Origin of the sequence: Streptosporangium carneum (genome assembly GCF_027922005.1) — a bacterium.
GTDB lineage: Bacteria > Actinomycetota > Actinomycetes > Streptosporangiales > Streptosporangiaceae > Streptosporangium > Streptosporangium carneum.
The window spans coordinates 72045-93624 of sequence record NZ_BSEV01000018.1 but is presented as its reverse complement, the minus strand read 5'-3'; the positions used below and the strand labels follow the sequence as shown (position 1 = coordinate 93624).

The window sequence follows — 21580 nt, the reverse complement described above, 5'->3', positions numbered from 1 at the left end:
GATGACTTTTGTCCACCGCATGGTCGAGGAGGTCGCGTCCGCGCGCCCCGACGCGCCGGCCGTCGACGGTCCCGCGGGCTCCCTCTCGTACGGCGAGCTGCTCCGGCGGGCGCGAGGCTTCGCCGGCCTGCTTCGCGAGCTCGGCGCGGGACCGGGCGAGGTGGTGGCCGTCGAGGACGGCGGGACGCCGGCCGCGGTGACCGCCCTCCTGGGCGCCCTCTACGCCGGCTGCGTGATCCTTCCGATGGACTCGGCGCTGTCACCGGAGCTTCGCGACACCATGATCGAAGCGGCGGGAGCCCGATTCCTGGTGCGGGCGGACGACGGCGGATGGCGGGTGTTCGAACCCGGACAGACCCTGCCGAGGACGATCCCCGACCGTCCCGAGCCGCTGGCCGCGCCCGCCGACCTCGACCCGCGGGCGCCCGCGTACGTCTGTTTCACCTCCGGCAGCACCGGACGCCCGAAGGCGGTGCTCGGCGCGCACGACTCGCTCGGCCACTTCGTCGGCTGGCAGCGGGACGCCTTCTCGGTCGGGCCCGCCGACCGGGTGGCGCAGCTGACGGGCTGGTCCTTCGACGTGGTGCTGCGGGACGTCTTCACCCCGCTGGTCAGCGGCGCCACACTCTGCCTGCCCGGGTCGCGGTCCCGGGACGCCGACCGGGTCTTCACGTTCGCGCGGGCGTACGGGGTCACGCTGGCCCACGTGGTGCCGTCGCTGGTCCGCCGGTGGCTGGCGGCCGACGCCGTGGACACCGCGGTGCCGACCCTGCGGGTGGCCTTCTTCGCCGGCGAGCCGCTGCACGCGGAACTGGTCGGCGACTGGCGTGCCCGGGTGGCGCCCGGCTCCCGGGTGGTCAACCTCTACGGGCCGACCGAGACCACCCTGGCCAAGTGCTTCTTCGAGGTGCCCGCCGAGCCGGGGTCCGGCCCGTTGCCGGTCGGCGAGCCGCTGCCCGGCTGCGCGGTCAGCGTGCTGCGGCCGGACTCCTGGGAGCCCGCCGAGACCGGCGAGGTGGTGCTGACCACCCGCTATCGCTCGCTGGGCTATCTCGACGCGGGCGAGGCGGGCACGTTCGCGGCGGCTCCCACGGGCGAGCCGGCGTACCGCACCGGTGATCTGGGGCGGTGGGACGAGCACGGACGGCTGCACCTGCTCGGCCGCCTCGACCAGCAGGTCAAGGTCCGCGGTGTCCGGCTGCGGCTGCCCGAGATCGAGCGGGTGCTGCGCGGCGTGGCCGGGGTACGGGACGCCGCCGTGGTGGACAGGGTGGACGAGCGCGGCGCCGTGCTCCTGGTCGGCCACCTCGTGGCCGACCAGGCCGTGCCGCCGGTCCGCCTGCTCAGGGAGGCGATCCTGCGGGAGATGCCGGCCGCGGCCGTCCCTGACGAGTTCGTCCCGCACGCCGACCTGCCGCTGCTGCCGAACGGCAAGGTCGACCGCGCGAGCCTGCGCGCCCTGGGCCCCGCGAGGGCGGCGGAGGCCGTCCCCGCCCAGCGGGCGGAGGCCGCGGACGCCTCCGAGGACGCCGTGACCGCGCGGGTCGTGGAGATCTGCGGGAAGGTCCTCGGCGTCGACTCGGTTCCGGTCACCGAGGACCTCTTCGAGCTCGGCGTCGACTCGCTGTCCGCGATGGAGATCGCCGCCCGGCTGGAGGACGCCCTGGGCGCCGAGATCCCGCTCGGCCTGGTCTTCGACCATCCGACGGTCAAGGAGATCTCCGGCTACCTGACCGGCCGGGGCCTGGCGTGAGGGGCTCCGTCACCCCGTCGTGGAGTCAGCGCGGCCGGCTGCTCCAGCTGGCCGAGGACGCGCGGGCGGGGCTCTACCGGGCGTTCCACTCGGTGTCCGCGCTGCGCGTGCACGGCCGTCTGGACCTGACGGCGCTCAACCGCGCCTGGCATCTCCTGCAACGACGGCATCCGGTCCTCCTGTCCTCCTTCGACCGCGAGAAGCCGCTGTGGCGGCTCGACCCCGCCGAGCCGGAGGACCTGGTGCGGCTCCCGGCCCCGGCGGGAGCCGACCCCGCGGACCTCGCCCGGCAGGAGCTCGTGAGGGCGGCCGAGCGACCGTTCGACGTCGAGCGCGGACCGCTGGCCAGGCTCGTGGTCGTCCCGGTGCCGGAGACGACGGAGGTCCTGCTCGGACTGATCGTGGACCACCTGGTGTGCGACGCCTGGTCCCGGCGGGTCCTCGTCCGCGACCTCCGCCTGCTCTACGACCGCGAGGTCGGCGCCTCCGCCGAGGATCCGGAACCGGTTCAGGACACCTTCGACGACTTCGTCAGACGTCAGAACGACTATCTGGACTCGGAGGCGGGCCTGCGGCTGCGCCGGAAGGCCGCGGAGCGGATCGCCTCTCTCGACCGACCTCCCACCGGCAGGGCCCGCACCCTGCCGGTCACGCGGAGGCTGGACCCCGAGTCGTACGAGAGGCTGACTCCGGTGGCCCGGAGCGTCCGGCTGACCAGGACGCAGCTCGTCCTCGCCGCTCTGGACGCGGCCCTGGCCGACCTCGGCGGACACTTCCCGACGGCCACCACGATGGTGGTCGCCGGCCGGCCCCGGGCCGACCTGCACGGCACGGTGGGCTGGTTCGCCAGCCAGGTCGCCGTCGTCAACCAGGCCCGGCACTCCGATCCGCGCGAGCATCTGCGGTCCTTCCAGACCGCGATGGTGGAGGCGCTCGACGCGGCCCGGGTGCCGTGGCCGCTGGTGGTGGCCGACGCCCTCCCGCACCGCTTCAGCAGCCCGCTGTCGCTGCCGTACCTGTCGTTCAACGCCCAGCCGCTGCGGATGCGCGCGGCGCTGCGCCCGCTCCCGTTCGCCGGCACCGAGGTGCACGAGCTGTCGATCAACCTCGGCCAGCAGGAGGGCGCCCTGCTGTCGTACTGGGTCGAGGAGGACGACGGCGGCCTGCAGGCCAGCCTGCGGTACAAGACCGAACGGTACGACGAGGCGGACGTCGTCGCACTCTGGGAGAGCACCGTCTCCCATCTCGACCGGTTCGTCAGGAGCGCGGGCCTGTGAGGCTGTTCGTCGTCGGCGCGGACCCGCACCGCGAGCGGGCGTTCTCGACGTGGCCGCGAGCCGGCCTGTCGGTCACTCTCGCGGACGGGGCCGGCGCCGGCGGCTACGAGCACTTGGTCGATCGTTTCCACCCGGTGGAGGTCCGCGACGAGAGCGCGGACGTGGAGGCCCTCACCCGGATGGCGGCCGGCCACGACGGCGTGACCACGCTGGCCGAGGGGTCGCTGGTCACCGCCGCGACGGTGGCACGGGAACTGGGCCTGCCCGGTCCGGGCGTCCACGCCGCGCGCGTCGCCCGCAGCAAGGCCCGCCAGCGTGAGGTCGGCCGCAGGCACGGCCTGCCCGGCCCCCGGCACTCGGCCGTCACCGGCCCCGACGATCTGGTCCGGTTCTTCGCCGCCGGTCACGCGGCCGCCGTCCTGAAACCGCTGGACAGCGCGGGAAGCACCGCCGTGTTCGCGGTGCGCACCGCCGAGGAGGCGCTGGACCGGTGGCCGCGGGTGCAGGCGGCCTCGCCCAGCCGTACCGGCATCGTGGAGGAGTACCTTCCCGGCGCGGAGGCGAGCGTCGAGGCCGTGGTGCACCGCGGCGAGGTGGTCTTCGCCTCGCTGACCCGCAAGCAGACCGGCGGCCCCACCGGCTTCCTCGAGGTCGCCCACACCACCGCCCTGGCCGACCGTCCCGACGCCGCCGTGAGCGCCCTCGTCCGCGACCTGGTCGCCGCCTGGCGGGTCGAGTCGGCCGTCCTGCACGTGGAGGTGAAGACCGACGGCCCGCGGCCCGTGCCGCTGGAGGCGACCGTACGCCCGGCCGGCGACTTCATCACCGAACTGGTGGCCGCGGTGCACGGCCGCGACCTCTACCTCGACCAGGCCTGCCTGGCACTGGGCCTGCCGCTCCCCGCGGAGCGGCAGGCCCCCGCCCGGCGGGCGGAGGTGCGGTTCCTGCTGGCCTCCGGCACCGTCCGCCGGACCGTCGCCCCGGTGGAGGTGCTCGCCGGACGGCCGGACGTCAGGAACGTCCGGCAGCTCGCCCCGGCGGGCTGCCGCCTTCCGCCGCTGACCGCGAACCGGGCCAGGGCCGGTTACGCCCTCGGATGGTCCACCGACGACGGCGAGTCGCTGACCGGGCAGCTCCGGGCCACGATCAGCGATCTCGGCACGTCGATGGGCACCCCGGACCAGACCTGACCGGTCAGCGCCTGCGCAGGCGTATCCGGTCGAGAAAGCCGGGGTCCAGCCTGGCGGGGCCGGCGGGCTGGACCTCGGTCACCGGAGCCATGAACCAGGGCTGCTCGCCGCCCTGCAGCGGCGAGTGGACCGGCACGAAGCCCTGGTCCAGGAGGTGGATCGCGAAGTCGGTGGACACGTGACCGCCCGCGTCCACCGCCGCCGTCCCCTGCCACGGGAGCACCGTCGAGCCGCCGAGGCCGGCGAACCCGCACCGCCCGGGCGACGGGACGCTCAGGGTGAGCCGGACCCGGGGGGCGAACATCTGGTCGTACCCCAGATCGTTGTCGGTCCGGGTGACGGCGACGTATCGGAGGGCGGCCTCCCAGGCGCGCCGGAGGATCTCGCGGCGGCCCCGCGCCACCTCCGGCGCGACCGCCTCCCCGACGTTGTACAGGTCCGCGTACAGGAGCGCGGACCACTCCCGGTGGTCGGCTCCGGACGGCGGCCGCACCTCCACCGAGTGCACCAGTGACCGGAAGATGTCGGCGACCGTCACGCCGGGGGCGCCGGGCTCCGGATCCAGCCTCCGGCTTCGGGCCAGCACGCCGGCCGGATCCTCGGTGACGTCCAGTTCGCGGTACGCGTCCGTCAGCGCCTTCTGATGGGCCTCCAGCAGGCCGGTCCGCGTCCCCATGACGTCCGCCCCGAGCAGCCGCAGGGCCGCGGCGTCGACGTCCTCCAGGCTCATGATCCGCTCAGCGCCGATCAGGCGGAGGTAACCGGCGATCCGGTCGAGGTAGGCCCTGTGGAGCTCCGGCGGCCGCACCCGGAAGTGGTGGCCGTCGGTGAGCAGGGTGATCCGCACGCCGGGCGGGTAGACCTCGCCCAGGGCGGTGCCCAGCTCCAGCAGCCGGACCAGCAGCGCGAGCTCGGCCAGGTCGGGCAACGTCCCGAACGCCTTGAGGCCGCTGTCGGCGTGCTTGACCGGGAAGGCCGGAAGCACCAGCCGGATCGGCTCGCCGCGGCGGATGGCCCGCATCATGTCGCGGGCCGCCGCCGCCTGCGGGTACGCGGCGCGGCTGCCCCGCCAGAACTGTTTGCGGGTCAGGACGTGGTGGACGAGCCGCAGCGCGCGCTCGTGCGAGGTCTCCCTCGCCGGCGCGGGCGCGCGCGACGCCCGGGCGGCGGTGTCGCGGGCGCTCTCCCCCGCCCGCAGGACCAGGTTGTCGACCAGCGCCGCGGAGGCCGCGGCCGACAGGCGCACGGCGTGCTCGGCGACCACCGGTCGGACCCGCAGTTCGCCGAGGGGCAGTTCGGAGATCGAATGACTGTGCGACAGCCGGGAGCCGTGGGGCGCGTCCACCGGGCGCGGATTGCGCTCCAGCGTGACGGTGTCGTCGACGACGGCCACGAAATCCTCGACGGGCTGGGGCATCTGCACCAGCCGCGGGTGCGGCAGGCCGTGCCGGGCCAGGGCAGCCTCTATCCGGCCGCGTTCCCGCTCCCGGACCGCGGTGCCGAAGGCCACGGTCCCGCCGTGGTCCTCGACGTCGCGGACGAACCGGCCGAGGCCGACGGCCGAGGATCCCAGGGCGTCCAGATCCAGCAGCACCGTCGGCGGCGGCAGGGCCGCTTCCGCGCGCCGGCGCAGATCCCGCTCCGCGACCAGGTCGAGCACCCGGCGCAGCGCGTGATCCTGCCGGTCCGGCACACCGTGGACGTACGGCGCCAGCGGATGGCGTCCGCGCAGCAGCGCCGCGGTCTCGGGGCGGAGGAAGCGCAGTTCCTGCTCGACGATCCGCCGGACGTGGGCGCGCACGTGATCCGGGTGGGGCCGACCGGGCACCCTTTTCTCGGCGCACTCGGCGAGCAGGTCGAGGCAGCGGGCCAGGTCCGCGGCGGCCCGGTCGGCATCGCCCTCCGAGGGCGTCGTCGCCCCCGCGACCACCACCCGCCCGGTGGCCCGGCCGGTCCCGGCGACCTCCACCGCCATCCGGTCAGGCTCGGCGTCCAGCAGGACGCCGTAGCGGTCGAGCGCGACCCGGAACACCGTCACCAGAGGGCGGACCACGTACTCGGCGAACGACCAGAGCGGATCGACCCGCCACTGCCTGCGTTCGCCGATCGGCACCGGTAATCGAGCGCGATCGGCGGCCAGGGCGGTGACCGGCACGGCCACGGTGCCGCCGGGGAAGCCCGGATGGACCGGCCAGAGCGTGCCGGGCCGCGCGTCGTCCGGGATCGCCGCGTAAAGGCGTAACAGCGGGTCGGCGTCGATCGCCGACCGCAGCCGGTCACGCCCGCCGGATGACCGCCGGACGTCGGCTGGCGGAACGGCCTCCTGAAGTACACAAAACTGATCGGTATTCATAGGAATCCCTCCGCAACCAGCCCCCACCACCCATCCGTTGCTCCGCCAGCCAACCACCGGGCGCATTCAGATCGGCTTCGTCGCGCATTCACGGGAAGGAGGCGGCCGGGAGGGCCCCGGACGATCCGGACGCGGACGGAGATCGCCGCCGGTCCACGTCTCCGGCGGCGTCGGCGGTGGCGATGGCGATGGCGGTGGCGATGTGCCGCGGAACGGTTCCGGCGTCGTGCCCTCATGCCCCGGCGATCTCATGCCCGGTTACGCGCAGAACCTCTGGACAGGCGCCTGGCCGATGAGAGATATCTCGATGTCGAGTTTTCGTGCCGGAGGCGCGCAGAGCATGCGAGAAACGACGCGGGATCCTCCCGCGAAGAACAGGCCTGAAGTTTTCGGCTGCATGCGCAGGCCGGACGATCTGCCAGAACACCGAAACAGGCGTCTTTGTGCACACCCGATTCGACGTTTATGGCCGTCTCTAATTTGAGGAAACAATCTGCCGTTATGCGAGCAGGTGGCCGAGGAGACCGGGCCCGCGTTTACCGACGGCCCCCTCCGGAGAGTTGACGGGCGCGCCGATTCAGTTACGGCCACAGCGTGAAGTCGGTCTTCCGAACGTGTGGGGCCAAGCACGGAGAGGCGCCGCACGGAGTTTTGAGGGCCCATCGGAACCGAACTCGGGGATGGATTGGACTGCGCTTTCGGACGGTCCGCTTCCCAGGCTTCCCGGTCATGGCCCTGAAGAGTGGTGCACGTTTTTCCGGTCTCGCCACACGGTGTTCACCCGCCAGTCGGCCGAAGCCCGGTCGGCCACTTCACGCGCTGCCGCCCGTTCGGAATCCAACCGGTGTGAACCCGCGAGCCGCACCGTCGTTCCGATTGCGGTTCCACGCGCCGATTGCTGCGGTGGGTAATTGCGCCGGTTCTCCAAAGTGACGCCTGTCCGTCGCGATAAACCCGGCGGCACGCCGCGGTCGTCCGGCGCACCCAGGGCAAAGACGCCTCCGGAATAGGTGCCTTCTCCGCCGGACCGAGTGGTTGCCGGTGCGCGGACGGGCATCCGACGCCGTGACGGCGTGTTGACAATGCGCGAACGGATTGTCTTCTGCGGATACGTGGACTGCGAAGTCCGGATGTACGAGGCCCGTAAGTAACGCGCGGCTCGACCGGCCCTATTGTTCAATCTGAAAGCAACAGGTGTCAACCAAGATATCAAAGCACCCCATATCCGGGCGGGACGGTTGACAACCTCAGATCACGGACTCATAGTTACTTTAAGCTTGCAATGAACGTTGCGCGGGGAAGAAAACGGGGGAACATGCACTCATCGCTCGTTCCGTTCTGGCTGTCGAGTTTCATGCGCGGTGTGCGCCGATTCAAAAGTGCGAGCCATCCGCCAGAGTGCCTGTCACGGCATTGCCGTCAACCTTTCAATGGCGAGGGCAATTGGTTGCCATCTCGAAAAGAGACGGCACCGACAACCTCTCTCCCACGTCTTCGCCTCAGGTTGTCGGCCACGGCCACCGCGCCCGCCTGATGCCCGATCCGGGCAAAATGGTCAGCCGAAAATCTCTCCTCGCCAGGGCTTCAGCGCTCAAGGAGAAAAACCCGAGCATGTTCGACATTCGACCGTCTCCGATCTCGCCCTCCCACGACGACGGCCACCTGCGAAGTATATGCGAGTTATTTGCGGAGCAGGCCCAGAGTAGTGCCGACTCCCTTGCCGTGGTGCACGGGTCGAATCGTCTGACCTACCGTGAACTGCATTCTCGCGCTACGGCGGTGGCCGAGCGTCTTGCCGCACTCGGTATCCGGGACGGGGCGCTGGTCGCCCTGTCCTTCCCTCGCTCCGCTGACGCCGTGGTCTGCATGCTTGGTGTGCTGATGGCCGGCGGCGCGTATCTCCCGGTGAATCCGGAGTTCCCCGGCGAGCGTGTCACGCGCGTTCTCGAGGACTCACGCGCCGCGCTTCTCGTCTGCGACGCGGAGTCGGAGGCGCGGATCGCTCCCGCCGTCCCCCGCCACACCGAACTCCTGAGTCTCACCGCGCTCCTCACCCGTGACGGGGCCCCGGAACTGCGGCCCGCCTACCTCGATCCGGCCGAAGGGGGAGCCTCGTCACCGCTGGCGTATGTGATGTACACCTCCGGTAGCACCGGCCGTCCCAAGGGCGTGATGGTCGAGCACGCCGGGGTCGTGCGGCTCGTCCGGGGAGCCGACTACTTCGAGTTCTCCGCCGCCGAACGGTTCCTGCAGACCGGGGCTCTGGAGTTCGACGCGTCCACCTTCGAAATCTGGGGGGCGCTGCTCAACGGCGCGACCCTGCACATCGTGGACCACGACGTGCTACTCGTACCCGCGCGTTTCAGACAGGCCATGCATGACGCGGACATCACCGTCCTGTGGCTCACCGCGCCCCTGTTCAACCAGATGGTCGACGAGGACGTGACCGTTTTCGCCAGGCTGCGGACCCTGCTTGTGGGCGGAGACGTGCTCTCTCATCGGCATGTGAATCTCGTACGCAAGGCATGTCCGCAGCTGCGGGTCATAAACGGTTACGGTCCGACGGAGAACACGACGTTCACCACGACCTTCCCGATCGAGCGGGACTACGCCGGTCCGATACCGATCGGTCGTGCGATCAACGGGACCACCGTCGCTGTCCTTGACTCCGCACGACTGCCGGCAGCGGTCGGAGAAGTCGGCGAGCTCTACGTCGCCGGAGCCGGGCTCGCACGGGGTTACCTGAACAACCCCGAGCTGACGGCGGAGAGTTTCGTCGTGCTCGACGGCGTTCGCCACTACCGGACGGGCGACCTGGTCAGCGACGCCGGGGACGGCGTCCTGTCCTTCCACGGCCGGGTGGACAACCAGGTCAAGATCCGTGGGCATCGCGTGGAGATCCAGGAGATCGACAGCGCTCTCCTGGAGATTCCAGGATTGGTCGACACGCACACCCATGTCGAGACCGGGCCCGATGACGTCAAACGGATCATCAGTCACGTGGTGTTGGCGCCGGGCTGTGACGAGGAAGACCTGCTTCCCGCGATCCGGCTGCGCCTTCCCGCGTACATGTGTCCGGACCGCGTGGTGCGGATGGACCGCCTGCCGCTCAACGCCAACGGAAAGGTCGATCGGACCAGGCTGCCGGACCCGCCCCCCGTGCGCCGTGTCGGCCGGCCTCCGGAAACCGCGTCGGAGCTCGCGTTGGCCCGCCTCTGGGCGGACATCCTCTGCCTTGAGGCCGAAACGCTGGGCGCGGAAGACGACTTCTTCCTCCTGGGGGGCAGCTCGATCACCGTGGGCGGCCTGATCGGTCGGATCGCTCGTACCCTCGGGGTGACGGTGGGCTTCGGGCAGCTCTTCGAGGCCAGGACTCTCTCGGAGATGGCGCGGATCCTGGACACCGCCAATGGCGCGGAGCTGTCCGCGATAGAGAGACGCGAGCCCGACGACGGTGTCCTCCATCCCCAGCAACAGGCGCTGTACGCGCTGTGGCAGGTGAACCAGAAGAGCCTGGTCTACAACATCCCGGTCAAACTGCAGGTCGACGGCCCGCTGAACCCGCAACGACTGCGTACGGCGCTGGCCGCCCTGTTCTCTCGTCACGACGTCCTGCGCACCCGGTTCGCCACCACGGCGGACGGTGTGCGGCGGGTGGTGGAGGAGGAGGCGCCGGTCGATCTCCGGGTCGTGGAGGCGGATCAGGCTCCGCCGACGGAGCGCGAGCTGCTCCCGCTCCTGGTGCACCCCTTCGACCTGGGAAGTCTTCCTCTCCTGCGCGTGCTTCTGGTACGCGGAGACCCGGCAGGAGACCTGCTCTACCTGGATGTCCACCACATCGTGTTCGACGGCGTCTCACTGCGCCTGTTCGTGGAGGAACTCTTCGATCTCTATGAGGGCTTCCTCCCGGAGGCCCCGGCGGTGAGCTACGCGGACGCCGCCCGCTGGGCGACCGGTCGGCTGGAGGGGCCGGAGTCGGAGCGGGCCGAACGCTACTGGATGGACAGGTTCGCCGCCCCTGTCCCCGCGCTGGACCTTCCCACGGACCGGCCTCGTCCTCCCCTGCGCAGCACCGAGGGTGACGTGGTGGTCAGGAGGCTTTCCCCCGAACCGGTTCGAAGGATCATGCGTCGGGAGTCGGTTACGTCGTTCGTCGTCCTCCTGACGGCGTACGCCGCCGCGCTGGCGCGTCTCAGCGGTCAGCGAGATCTGGCGATCGGCAGCCCGATGAGCGGGCGGCCCCATCCGGACCTGGAATCCGTGGTGGGGATGTTCGTGAACACCGTCGTGCTCCGGGCTCGCCTGCGGCCGGCCGGCACGCTCACCGACCTGCTGCAGGACCTCGCCGCGGAGCACATCGGAGCCCTGGAGCACCAGGAGTACCCGTTCACCCGGCTTGTACGCCGTCTGGACGTCCCCAGGGACCTGAGCCGCAACGCCCTCTTCGACGCTTTCTTCGCCTTGCAGAACATCGACTTCCACAGCTTTCGCAAGCACGGCAGGCGGATCACCCTGTCCCTGCCGCACGTCGGCACATGCCGGTTCGATCTGAACCTCCAGGCGTTCGAGACACCGAACGGCTACTCGCTGGAGCTCGAGTACTCGACCGCGCTGTTCGGCCATGACTCTGTCGCGTTCCTGCTTGACAAGGTCGTTGAGATTCTGGACGAGCTTCACCGGAATCCGGGGAACCCGGTGTTGCCGCAGCCGGAGACCGGCACGGCGCAGCTCGTCGACGCGGCTGACTTCACCTTCTGAACCGGGGCGGTAACCATGACGACGTTGACCATCGTGCTGTGCGGGGCCGTGACATTCATGACACGCTATCTGCTCTTCGGCCCGGTGAATCCCGAACGACTTCCGGCGACGATCCGCAGCACACTGCCCTATGTGATGCCCGCCGTGTTGATGGCGATCATCGTTCCCGCGGTGCTGGTCCCCGACCACGTGGTGGGCGGATGGGGGTGGTTCACGCCATACCTCGTCGGCGCCCTGTGCGGCTTCGGCATGGGCGTGATCAAGCGGGACTCCTTCTTTCTCGTGTTCGTCAGCGCGGTGGCCGGGTTCGCCGTCTCCAGGCTGGTCCTTTGACATACCTGCTCGATCTCTATGGAGGAGCGCTCGATGTTGCCCAGCAACGGCTGGAAGGGAGAGGCCCTGCAGGGGGCCTTGTCAGTCATCCCCGTCATCGTCGGTGCTGTGCCGTTCGGCTTGCTCTTCGGCGCGCTCGCCCAGGAACGCGGCCTCGACCTGACCAACTCGATGCTCATGAGTCTGCTGGTGAACGCGGGGTCGGCCCAAATGGTCGGCCTCGGCATGCTGACGTCCGGCGCCGCCTGGCCGCTGACCGTGCTGACCGTTCTCCTGGTCAATCTGCGCCATGTCTTCTACTCCGCCGCACTCGCCCAGTACGTCCGGCCGATGCCCCTGGTCTGGCGCCTGGTAATCGCCTACGGCATGATCGACGCGGTCTACGCCCTTGCGGCCAAACGGTTCAGCCAGCCGCTGGAAGGTGAAGAGGACCACCGTCGCTGGTACGTGCTGAGCAGTTCGGTCATCATCTACCTGGCGTGGAACCTCAGCACCCTGTGTGGCTGGTTCTTCGGTCGCAGCGTCTCACAGCTCAGCGACTGGGGGTTGGACTTCGCTGTCTACGCCACCTTCATCGCCCTGGTCGTCTCCTCCTTCACGAGCCGTCGCGCGATGTTCATCGGGCTGATCGCGGGAGCAGGCGGGCTGCTGCTGCACCACCTTCCGTACCAGAGCGGCCTGTTCGCGGCCACGCTGTTCGCGACCGGGGTGGCCGCCTACTGGGAGACCAAGGAGAACGCGCGCCACCCGTCCCAGTCTGAGCCCAGCTCACCCACTGAACCGGTCACCGCGCAGAAAACATGCCCCTGACCCGCCTGTCTTCGAACATTCCCTCCTCCGCACAAAGGGCGACACCTGCCCCGTTGGTTCTCTGCCATTGAACGGAGTTGCCGAATGACCAGCACTTTTGCTGTTCAGCATGCCCTTCGAGCCCATCCCGCCCAGGCGGAGTTCTGGCGGGCGCGGCAGGACGCGTGGACCGACCCCACCGTTCTCGTCCGTGACCACATACGGCGTGATGCCCCCGCCCCCGCCCGAGTGAGCGCGGGGCTGAGCGATGAGACCTTACAGGCCGCCTCCAGGGTGACCGGCGATGACACCGTTCTCCGGCGTGTCCTCGGGACGGCCGTACTCGCCCTGCTGGCGGCCCGGGCGACGGACCGGCCGGTGGTCACCGTGTTCGCACCGGTGGGGCTGCCCGGCACCACCGACCAGGCCGTCCCACAGACCGTTGAGATCGCGGCGCACGAGTCGGGCCGGGAGTTGCTCACCGCCGTACGGGCCGAGTATCTGGCCACCTCCGCTCATCTCGACGTTCCGCTCCCGGGGCTGCTGGACCACCTCGACCTGCGGCCAGGCGACCTGTCGCTGTCGCTGGCGGGCGGGCTCACCGCTGAGCAGGCGCGCGAGGTCGGCTGCAGCCTGCTGTTCGACCTGTATCTGGTGGCCGGTGAGGCTCGCGTCGAGGTGGAGTACGACGCCGGGGTGTTCGCGGCGTCGACCGCCGAACGTCTGGCCACCTCCTACGCGCGCCTGCTCGGCGCCCTGGTCGCGGACCCGTCCGCACCGATCGACCTGCTCCTCGGCCCGGACGAGCAGGAGGCGGCCCTGCTCGGCGGAGCCTTCAACGACACCGCGGCCGACTTCCCCGACGACCGCCTGCTGCACAGCTTCCTGGAGGAACGCGCCGCGGCGGAACCGGACCTGATCGCGGTCACGGACAGCGGGACGACCTACCGGCAGCTCAACGCCGCGGCCAACCGGCTGGCCCGCGCGTTGCGAGAGCGCGGTGTGCGGCCGGGCGACGCGGTGGCCGTGTGCGTACCACGTTCCACCGACCTGCTGGTGGCCGTCTACGGTGTGCTGAAGGCGGGCGGCGCCTACCTGCCCATCGACCCGACCCTGCCCCGTAACCGGATCGACTACCTGCTGGAGCACAGCCGTACGAGCCTGGTGGTGGCCGTCGAGGAGACCGCCGCCACCGTCGGCGGGCACACAGTGCTTCTGGTCGACGACCCCGACGTCCTCGCGCAGCGGGACGAAGACGTGGAGCCGGTCACCACCGCGGAGGACATCTGTTACATCATCTACACCTCGGGGTCGACAGGCCGGCCCAAGGGCGTGATGGTCGAGCACCGGGCCATCGTCAACCGCCTGTGGTGGATGCAGAAGGCATACCCGCTCGACGCTCACGACGTGATCCTCCACAAGACGCCGTTCACCTTCGACGTGTCGGTCTGGGAGATCTTCTGGTGGTCCATCGCCGGAGCCTCTGTCGCCACGCTGCCCAACGGCGACGAGCGGGATCCCGAGCGGATCATCCGGCGCATCGAGCAGAGCGGTGTGACCACTCTGCACTTCGTCCCTTCGATGCTCCAGGCTTTCCTCGGGTTCCTCGCGGCCACGGACACGACGGCTCGGCTGGCCTCCGTGCGACGAGTCTTCGCCAGCGGCGAGGCGCTCGCCACCGACCACGCGCTCCTGTTCCAGGAGCAGCTCGGCGGCGACCGCGAGCTGATCAACCTGTACGGTCCCACCGAGGCCGCGGTCGACGTGACGTACTTTCCGTGTGCGGAGGCGGACCTTACCAGGCCGGTGCCCATCGGCCGTCCGATCAGCAACATCCGCCTGTCGGTGAGGAGACGTTCGGGAGCGCTCGCCCCGATCGGCACCCCCGGTGAACTCTGCATCTCCGGTGTCGGCCTGGCGCGAGGCTACCTGCACGCCCCCGACCTCACGGAGGAGCGCTTCGTCGCCCCCGGAGGTCCGGACGGTGAACGGCGCTACCGCACGGGCGACCTGGCACGCTGGCTCTCGGACGGCACGGTGGAGTACCTGGGGCGGCTGGACACCCAGGTCAAGATCCGTGGATACCGCATCGAGCTCGGCGAGATCGAGCAGGTGGCCAAGCAGTGCCGCGGCGTACGCCAGTGCGCGGCCGCCGCGCCGAGGACGGATTCCGGCGAGCCGTACCTGGTGGCGTATGTCACCGTGGACGACGACTTCGACGAGGCCGCGCTCCGTGCGACCTTCCAGGCCGAACTGCCTCCCTACATGGTGCCGCAGTTCATCGTCGAGGTCGCGGCCATTCCCACCAGCCACAATGGCAAGCGCGACCTCTCAAGCCTGCCTCTGCCGGGTGCCCCCGCCGCGATCGCCTATCGCGCCCCCCGCACCCCCGCCGAGGAGCAGTTGGCCCACATCTGGACCCAGGTTCTGGGCGTCGAACGGATCGGCGTCGACGACAACTTCTTCGCCCTCGGCGGAGACTCGATCAAATTCATCACGGTCCTGGGCCGCGCCAGGGCCGCCGGACTGAACTTCACCTTCCAGGAGCTGTTCGAGCACCCGACCATCGCGGAACTGACCGACCGCGTCGCGCTGGACACACCCGCCGTGGAGCCCGGCTCCGATTCTGAGACGGAGCCGTTCGCGCTGGTCGACCCGGCGGATCGGGTGTCGCTGCCGAACGGCCTGGTCGACGCCTATCCGATGTCGCAGCTTCAGGTCGGCCTCATCTACGAGGCCACCCGCAGCGGTACCGAAGGGCTCTACCACGACATCCTCAGCTACCGCATCCGCGGAACCGTCGATGTCGAGCTGTTCAAGCAGGCGGTACGGGTCCTGGTGAGCCGACACCCGCTGCTGCGGACGTCCTTCCACCTCCAGGGATTCGGCGAGCCGTTGCAGCTCGTGCACGAGACCGCCGCGCCACCATTAATGATCTTCGACCTGCGCCATCTGCCGGCGCGGGAACAGGAGCAGGAGTTGCACCGGTTCGCGGAGCTGGAACTGCGTGGCGGCTTCCGCTACGGCACCGTGGACCTGGTCCGCGTTCACCTGCACCTCCTCGGAGACGACGAGTACCAGTACTCCCTGAGCTACCACGACGCGGCCCTGGACGGGTGGAGCGTGAACACCATCCACCGTGACCTGTTCGCCGCCTACTTCGCCCTGCTGGACGGCGAGGACGTGGAAGGGCGGTCCAAGCCGGTCATGTCCCATCGGCGTTATGTCGAACTGGAGCGGGCCGCCCTGGCCTCACCCGAGCAGGGCGCGTTCTGGCAGGACGTGATGGACGGCGCGGAGAGCACCCGGGTCCACCCGTACACGGACCCCATGCCGGAGCGTGACGGAGTCGGCATTCACGACGTCGACCTCCCCGAGGGACTCTCCGACGACGTCGTGGCGACCGCTCGGCGGCTGTGCGTGCCGGTCAAGGCCGTGCTGATGGCGGCTCACGTCGGGGTGCTCAGTTTCGTCTCCGGTTCCTCCGACGTCCTCACCGGCTACGAGCACTCCGGCCGTCCCGAGATCGAGGGCGGTCAGGACATCGCCGGGCTCTTCCTCAACACCCTGCCATTCCGGGTGCGCGACCTGGGGAAGACGTGGGAGGACCTGGTGCGGTCGGTCTACGCGGCCGAGGGGGAACTGCTGCCGTACCGGCGCTATCCCATGGCAGAGATCAAGAAGACCCTGGGCAGTCGGGACACGCTCTTCGAAACCGTCTTCAACTTCACCCACTTCCACGTGTTGAAGAGTCTCACCGCACACGACGGTTTCGGGCTGATCCGCTCGATCGTCAACGTGCAGAGCGAGTTCCCCTTCCGCGCCGAGTTCTCCCAGGACGCGGTCAGCGACGAGGTCATGCTCAGCCTCCACTACCACCGTTCCATCTACGCCGAGCAGCAGGTGGAACGGCTCGGCGGCTACTACAGACGGGCCCTCCAGGCGCTGACCGAGGACCCGGCCGCCGATCGATCCGCCCTCACCCTGATGGAGGCGGACGAACAACGGCTTCTGCGCGAGATGTCCGCCGGTCCCGAGTATCCGCTGCCGGAGGGCAGCTTCCTGGACCTTTTCGCGGAGCAGGCGCGTCGGACCCCGTCCGCCGTCGCGCTGGCGCATGGCGACGAGCAACTGGACTACGCCACGCTGGACCTGGCCTCGGACCGGGTCGCCGCACAACTGCTGGCCGCCGGGGTCTCGGCCGGTGACGTGGTGACCACCGTTCAGCCCCGCGGCGTCCGCTGGGCCCTGACCATGCTCGCGCTGTTCAAGATCGGTGCGGTCTATCTGCCACAGGACCGGGGCTTTCCGCTGGACAGAATCAGTGCCGTCCTGCGTCGCAGCGGTTCGCGCCACCTGGTGGCCGAGCCCGCGGACGCGAGTCTCCTGGGCGCGGCCCTCACCGAGCGGAACCCGGGCCTGACCGTGCTCACCCTCCAGGAGGAGACGGACGGGGACCCGGTCGAGCTGCCCGCCGGCCCAGCGCCGCAGGACAGGGCGTACATCATCTTCACCTCGGGCTCCACCGGCGACCCGAAGGGCGCCACCATCCGTCACTCAGGCATGCTCAACCACCTGCTGGCCAAGGTGGTCGATCTGGAGCTGACCGAGGAGGACGCCGTCGCCCAGATCAGCACGCAGTGCTTCGACATCTCGGTGTGGCAACTCCTCGTCGCGTGGCTCGTCGGCGGCCGGACGGTCATCTACGACGAGGACACGGTGCTGAACCTGCCGGTCTTCCTCCGTGCCCTCGCGAACGACCGCGTCACCGTCCTGGAAACGGTGCCCTCGTACACCGACGCGCTGCTGACAGAGGTGGAGCAGTCCCCCTTCCCGCTGCCCGACCTGCGATTCAACATCATCAACGGCGAGCCGTTGCCTCCGGCGCTGACCCGTCGCTGGTTCGACCAGTACAAGGTGACCGCGATCAACGCCTACGGGCCCACCGAATGCTCGGACGACGTCACCCACCACTTCATGTCCGACGGGCTGGAAGGCGGGCGGGTGCCCATCGGCCGGCCCATCATCAACACCGCCATCCACGTGGTGGGGCCCGACGGCCGTCCCCGGCCGATCGGCGGCTACGGGGAGATCTGCGTGACCGGCGCAGGCGTGGGCCTCGGCTACATCAACGATCCGGAGCGTACTGCGGAGGCCTTCGAGCCCAACACCCTCGACGACCGTTCCGAGCTGCTGTACCGGACCGGTGACATCGGCCGGTGGTTGCCGAGCGGGCTGCTCGACTGCGCGGGCCGCCGCGACGGGCAGGTGAAGATCCGCGGCTACCGGATCGAGTTGTCGGAAGTGGACGGCGCCCTGGACCGGTTGCCGGGCGTGGAGACCGCGGTGACTCTCGCCCGGGACGTCGCCCGGGAGAAGCGCCTGGTCACTTTCTACGTCGGTACGGCGGAGCCGGACCGAGCCGAGTTCAAGAGACAGCTCACGGAGATCATCCCGGACTACATGCACCCCGAGATCCTGATCAGGCTCGACGCTTTCCCGCTCAACGCGAACGGCAAGATCGACCGCCGGGTTCTCGCCGTCCAGCCGCTCACCGCGGACACCGACAGTCACAGGGAGCCGCCCGCGGACGAGCGCGAGGAGTTCGTGCGCGATCTGTTCGCCTCGGTGCTCGGCCTGGAGCCGGCGGAGGTGGGGGTCACCGACAACTTCTTCGACATCGGAGGCCATTCGATCGCCGCCATGAAGGTCGCGGCCTCATCACGCGGCCGGATCACCCTCCATGACCTGCTGCTCCAGCCGACCGCACGGCTGATAGCGCAGGGGTTCGGCTCCCGCGTCGGGGCCCGTCGAGACCTGCTGGTGGACCTGAGCCGCACGTCCGACACGCAGACGGCCGCGTCCGAAGCCCTGCTGGTCTGCGTCCCCTTCGCGGGCGGCGGCGCGATCAGCTACGTGCCGCTCGCTCGGCGGATCGCCGAGACCGGCGTGCCCGTCCAGGTCCTGGGTGTGGAGCTGCCGGGTCGCACGGAACAGGACAGCAGGCCGATGATACCGGTGAACGTGCTGGCGGAGCAGCTCGCCGACGAGGTTCAGGAGCAGGCGGGCGGCCGTCCCGTCCTGGTGCTCGGGCACTGCGCCGGAACCTCGGTGGCCATCCATCTGGTGCGCGCGCTCGAACGGCGTGAGCAGCAGGTCCACCGCCTGTTGATCGTCGCCAAGCTCCTGCGCTCCATCGACCCCGCCGATCACGCGGCCAACGACGCGGTGCACATGAGCGAGCAGCAGATCATGGAGTGGCTGGTCGACAACACGGGCCTGAACGAGGTGCGCGAGCTGTCCGCACCGGAAAGGGCGGACCTGGCTCGGGCCTTCCGCTACGACGCCGTCGAGGCGACCCACGGGCTGCACATAGCGGTGTCGCACATCGAGCGCAACAAGGTCAACTGCCCGGCCACCGTCGTCCTGGCGACCGACGACCTGCTGATGACCGACTACGGCGACGTCATCGACAACTGGGGTCTGTTCGTACGAGACATCCGGCAGGTGGTGACCGATCACGGAGGCCACTACCTCAACACCACCCGCCCTGACCTGCTCGCGGAGGTCGTCCAGAAAGCCCTCGCGGGCTGAGCGCCGCAATCGGCCCCTGACGAGACTGGAGCAGACATGAGTGCTTCCGCAGAACCAGAGCTGGACGGCTCCGCCGGGCGGCTCACCGGAAGGATCAAGAGTGTCCCTGACCGGTTACTGTACGAGGAAATCCTGGAGCCTCAGTTCAGGTACGAGATCGAGAACCTCCTCCCGTGGTACACGCGGATCGAGAAGGTGTTCGCGCTGGAGTACCAGCGCATGGGACTGATCTCCAGGCGCGACGCCGCCGAGATCGGCAGGCTGCTGCACACGGGTTGCGATTCGGGGATCGCCGCCGACCTGCACGGCAACATGTCTGACATCGCGTTCGCTCTCGAACAGCATGTGGAGAGGGGATTGAGCCGGCCGGTGGTGGCCTGGCACGTCGACCGCAGTCGCAACGACCTGCAGGCGACCGCGCAGCTGCTGTTCGGCCGTGAACTGCTGTACGCCGGGGCCGACGCGGTGTCGGCTTTCGGCCGCGCCGCCCACCGCCTGGCCGAACGGAGCGCCGACCTGCCCATGCCGGGCCACACCCACCTGCAGGCGGCCCAGACCATCACACCCGGTTTCTATTTCGCGGCCGTCTCCGAGCAGATGCTGCACACGCTGCGGCGACTGCTGGCCACTCACGACGGGATCAATCTCAGCCCGCTGGGCTCCGGCGGGATGTCCGGCCAGGAACTGCCCTGGGATCGCCAGCGGATGGCCGACCTCCTGGGCTGTTCCGCCCCTCAGCCGCACGCGTTGATGGGTGTGGCCTCCCGCGCGTGGGTGCTGGAGCTCGCCGCGGAGGTGTCCCTGCTGGGATCCGCGCTCAGCCGGTTCATCAGCGATGTCATGACCTGGGCGAGCGGTCCCTACGGTTTCGTGGAGCTGCCCGACGACCTGTCGGGCATCTCCTCGGCGATGCCGCAGAAGAAGAACTATCCGGTGCTGGAACGTGTTCGCGGTAAGTCCGCGCATCTCAGCGCCGTCTACGTCGACATGCTGCTGGCCCAGCGTGCCACGCCGTACACCAACATGGTGGAGGTGTCCAAGGAGGCGGGCGCGGGCCTCCTGCCGATGTTCACCACCCTCGACGTCACGCTCCGTCTGTTCACCGTCGCTCTCGACCGGCTGCGCTTCGCCGAGGACCGGATGAGGGCCGCGGCGGAGAAGGAGTTCATGGGCGGTCTCAGCCTCGCCAACGAACTGACCCTGCGGGAGTCGGTCCCCTGGCGCAGGGCGCAGGTCATCGCCGGCAGGTACGTGCAGGCCGCGCACGCCGCCGGGCGCACCCCACGCGAGACCGCCCCCGACCTGTTGCACGCCGCCGCCGCCGGAGAGGGCCACGTCCTGCGTGCCCCGGCGGAGCTGCTCGCCGCGGCCTTCGAGGGTGACGGCGAGCTGTACCGCAAGTCGTCGCCGGGATCGGCGCATCCGGACGCGGTCAGGGAGCTGCTGGCCGCCCAGGACAAGGAGTACGGCCGGATATCCGCGGCCTGGGCGGACCGCAGGGAAAGGGTCAGGGCGGGGCTGGACCAGATCGACTCCCTGCTCGGCCTGAGCAAGGAGGACGACAGGGACGGGGACGGCCGTGATGAGGACATCGCGTGATGTTCTCCGACAGCAGCGTCCACGGCGCCTCGGTCATGGCGGCGGCGATCGGCGGCAACGGAACGGGCAGCGCCTTCGGCACCTTCGGCGAACTGCTCCAAGGCATGACGTCGAAGGACAGACGTGATTTCCTCGTGACCCTGCCGATCGATCGAGGAGCCACGGCCACCTTCAACCTGGATCGCAACAGCGACGGCATCACCGTGCTGCCGCGGCACAAGGCCAAGGCCCAGCGGCTGGTGCGCCTGATGCTGGACGCCTACAGGTGGCCCGGGGGCGGCACCCTGCACCTGCGCGGGGACCTGCCCGAAGGCAAGGGGCTGGCCAGCTCTTCCGCCGACCTGGTCGCCACCGCTCGCGCGGTGGGAGCCGCCTTGGGCGTCCCGGTCGAGGCCGAAACGATCGAACGTTTCCTGCGTGGGATCGAACCCACCGACGGTGTGATGTACCCGGAGGTCACGGCCTTCTACCACCGCGAGGTGCGGCTGAGAGAGGTCCTCGGACCGCTGCCCCCCCTGGTGATCGTGGGAGTCGAGGAGGGCGGTGTCGTGGACACCGTCGAGTTCAACCGGCAGTCCAAGCGGTTCTCCGAGGCCGACTGCGCAGAGTACGACCGGTTGCTCGAACGGATCTCGCGTGCGATCCGGGACGGCGACGTGACCACCATCGGCGAGGTCGCCACCGCGAGCGCCCTGATGAACGAGAAACTGCGTCCCAAACGGCTGCTGCACCAGATGATCGATGTCTCGCGGGAGTGCGGCGGCCTTGGCGTGAGCATCGCCCACAGCGGCACCTTCTTGGGCGTCCTGGTCGCGGAGTCCGACCCGGAGTGCGCCCGCAAAGTGCAGGCCATCATGGACATGGCCAAGACGCTGGCCGACGACGTGACGGTGTTCCGCTCCTTTCGTTCCCCCGCCCCCCTTCCTCTCTGAAG

General features: G+C 69.7%; 10 protein-coding genes. 9 read left to right on the top strand and 1 reads right to left on the bottom strand.

Annotated elements, in window-relative coordinates; genetic code table 11:
- Nucleotide 1 precedes the first annotated feature (1 nt).
- From PKF00_RS30165 to PKF00_RS30155, 3 genes are read left to right on the top strand one after another with little or no spacing between them, the layout of a single operon-like run.
- Nucleotides 2-1753, top strand: coding sequence for a non-ribosomal peptide synthetase (locus PKF00_RS30165; protein ID WP_271221068.1), 1752 nt, complete (start codon nt 2-4; stop codon nt 1751-1753).
- Nucleotides 1750-3030: a condensation domain-containing protein gene (locus PKF00_RS30160; RefSeq protein WP_271221067.1), complete on the top strand. Its 1281-nt coding sequence runs from the start codon at nt 1750-1752 to the stop codon at nt 3028-3030. The genes PKF00_RS30165 and PKF00_RS30160 overlap by 4 nt, the downstream gene beginning before the upstream one ends.
- Nucleotides 3027-4220, top strand: coding sequence for an ATP-grasp domain-containing protein (locus tag PKF00_RS30155; protein ID WP_271221066.1), 1194 nt, complete (start codon nt 3027-3029; stop codon nt 4218-4220). Before PKF00_RS30160 ends, PKF00_RS30155 begins: the two co-directional genes overlap by 4 nt.
- Nucleotides 4221-4224: 4 nt before the next feature.
- Here the strand turns inward: PKF00_RS30155 and PKF00_RS30150 are convergent, their stop codons facing one another.
- Nucleotides 4225-6573, bottom strand: coding sequence for an L-tyrosine/L-tryptophan isonitrile synthase family protein (locus tag PKF00_RS30150; RefSeq protein WP_271221065.1), 2349 nt, complete (start codon nt 6571-6573; stop codon nt 4225-4227).
- Nucleotides 6574-8016: 1443 nt separating this feature from the next.
- On the opposite strand from PKF00_RS30150, the gene PKF00_RS30145 reads away from it, so the two are divergent.
- The 6 genes from PKF00_RS30145 to PKF00_RS30120 all read left to right on the top strand — a co-directional run bounded on the left by PKF00_RS30145 (nt 8017) and on the right by PKF00_RS30120 (nt 21578).
- The gene (locus PKF00_RS30145) at nt 8017-11331 is read left to right on the top strand and encodes a non-ribosomal peptide synthetase (RefSeq protein WP_271221064.1); all 3315 of its coding nucleotides are present in this window, start codon (nt 8017-8019) and stop codon (nt 11329-11331) included.
- A gap of 15 nt (nt 11332-11346) precedes the next feature.
- The gene (locus PKF00_RS30140; protein ID WP_271221063.1) at nt 11347-11664 is read left to right on the top strand and encodes an AzlD domain-containing protein; all 318 of its coding nucleotides are present in this window, start codon (nt 11347-11349) and stop codon (nt 11662-11664) included.
- A 33-nt stretch (nt 11665-11697) separates the two neighbouring features.
- On the top strand, nt 11698-12474 hold the full coding sequence (locus PKF00_RS30135; protein WP_271221062.1) for an AzlC family ABC transporter permease: 777 nt from the start codon (nt 11698-11700) through the stop codon (nt 12472-12474).
- 84 nt (nt 12475-12558) lie between these two features.
- Nucleotides 12559-19047, top strand: a complete 6489-nt coding sequence (locus tag PKF00_RS30130) for a non-ribosomal peptide synthetase (RefSeq protein WP_271221061.1) — start codon at nt 12559-12561, stop codon at nt 19045-19047.
- Between the two features lie 36 nt (nt 19048-19083).
- A complete protein-coding gene (locus tag PKF00_RS30125; protein WP_271221060.1) occupies nt 19084-20646 on the top strand; it encodes an argininosuccinate lyase in 1563 nt (520 codons plus the stop codon).
- Complete coding sequence (locus tag PKF00_RS30120) at nt 20646-21578, top strand: GHMP family kinase ATP-binding protein (RefSeq protein ID WP_271221059.1); 933 nt, start codon at nt 20646-20648, stop codon at nt 21576-21578. The genes PKF00_RS30125 and PKF00_RS30120 overlap by 1 nt, the downstream gene beginning before the upstream one ends.
- The last annotated feature ends 2 nt before the right edge of the window (nt 21579-21580 follow it).

Excerpts from the sequence above, each read along its gene's own strand:
- PKF00_RS30165 (WP_271221068.1), top strand. The coding sequence starts at position 2 with ATGACTTTTGTCCACCGCATGGTCGAGGAGGTCGCGTCCGCGCGCCCC.
- PKF00_RS30150 (WP_271221065.1), bottom strand. The coding sequence starts at position 6,573 with ATGAATACCGATCAGTTTTGTGTACTTCAGGAGGCCGTTCCGCCAGCC.
- PKF00_RS30140 (WP_271221063.1), top strand. The coding sequence starts at position 11,347 with ATGACGACGTTGACCATCGTGCTGTGCGGGGCCGTGACATTCATGACA.
- PKF00_RS30135 (WP_271221062.1), top strand. The coding sequence starts at position 11,698 with ATGTTGCCCAGCAACGGCTGGAAGGGAGAGGCCCTGCAGGGGGCCTTG.
- PKF00_RS30130 (WP_271221061.1), top strand. The coding sequence starts at position 12,559 with ATGACCAGCACTTTTGCTGTTCAGCATGCCCTTCGAGCCCATCCCGCC.
- PKF00_RS30125 (WP_271221060.1), top strand. The coding sequence starts at position 19,084 with ATGAGTGCTTCCGCAGAACCAGAGCTGGACGGCTCCGCCGGGCGGCTC.
- PKF00_RS30120 (WP_271221059.1), top strand. The coding sequence starts at position 20,646 with ATGTTCTCCGACAGCAGCGTCCACGGCGCCTCGGTCATGGCGGCGGCG.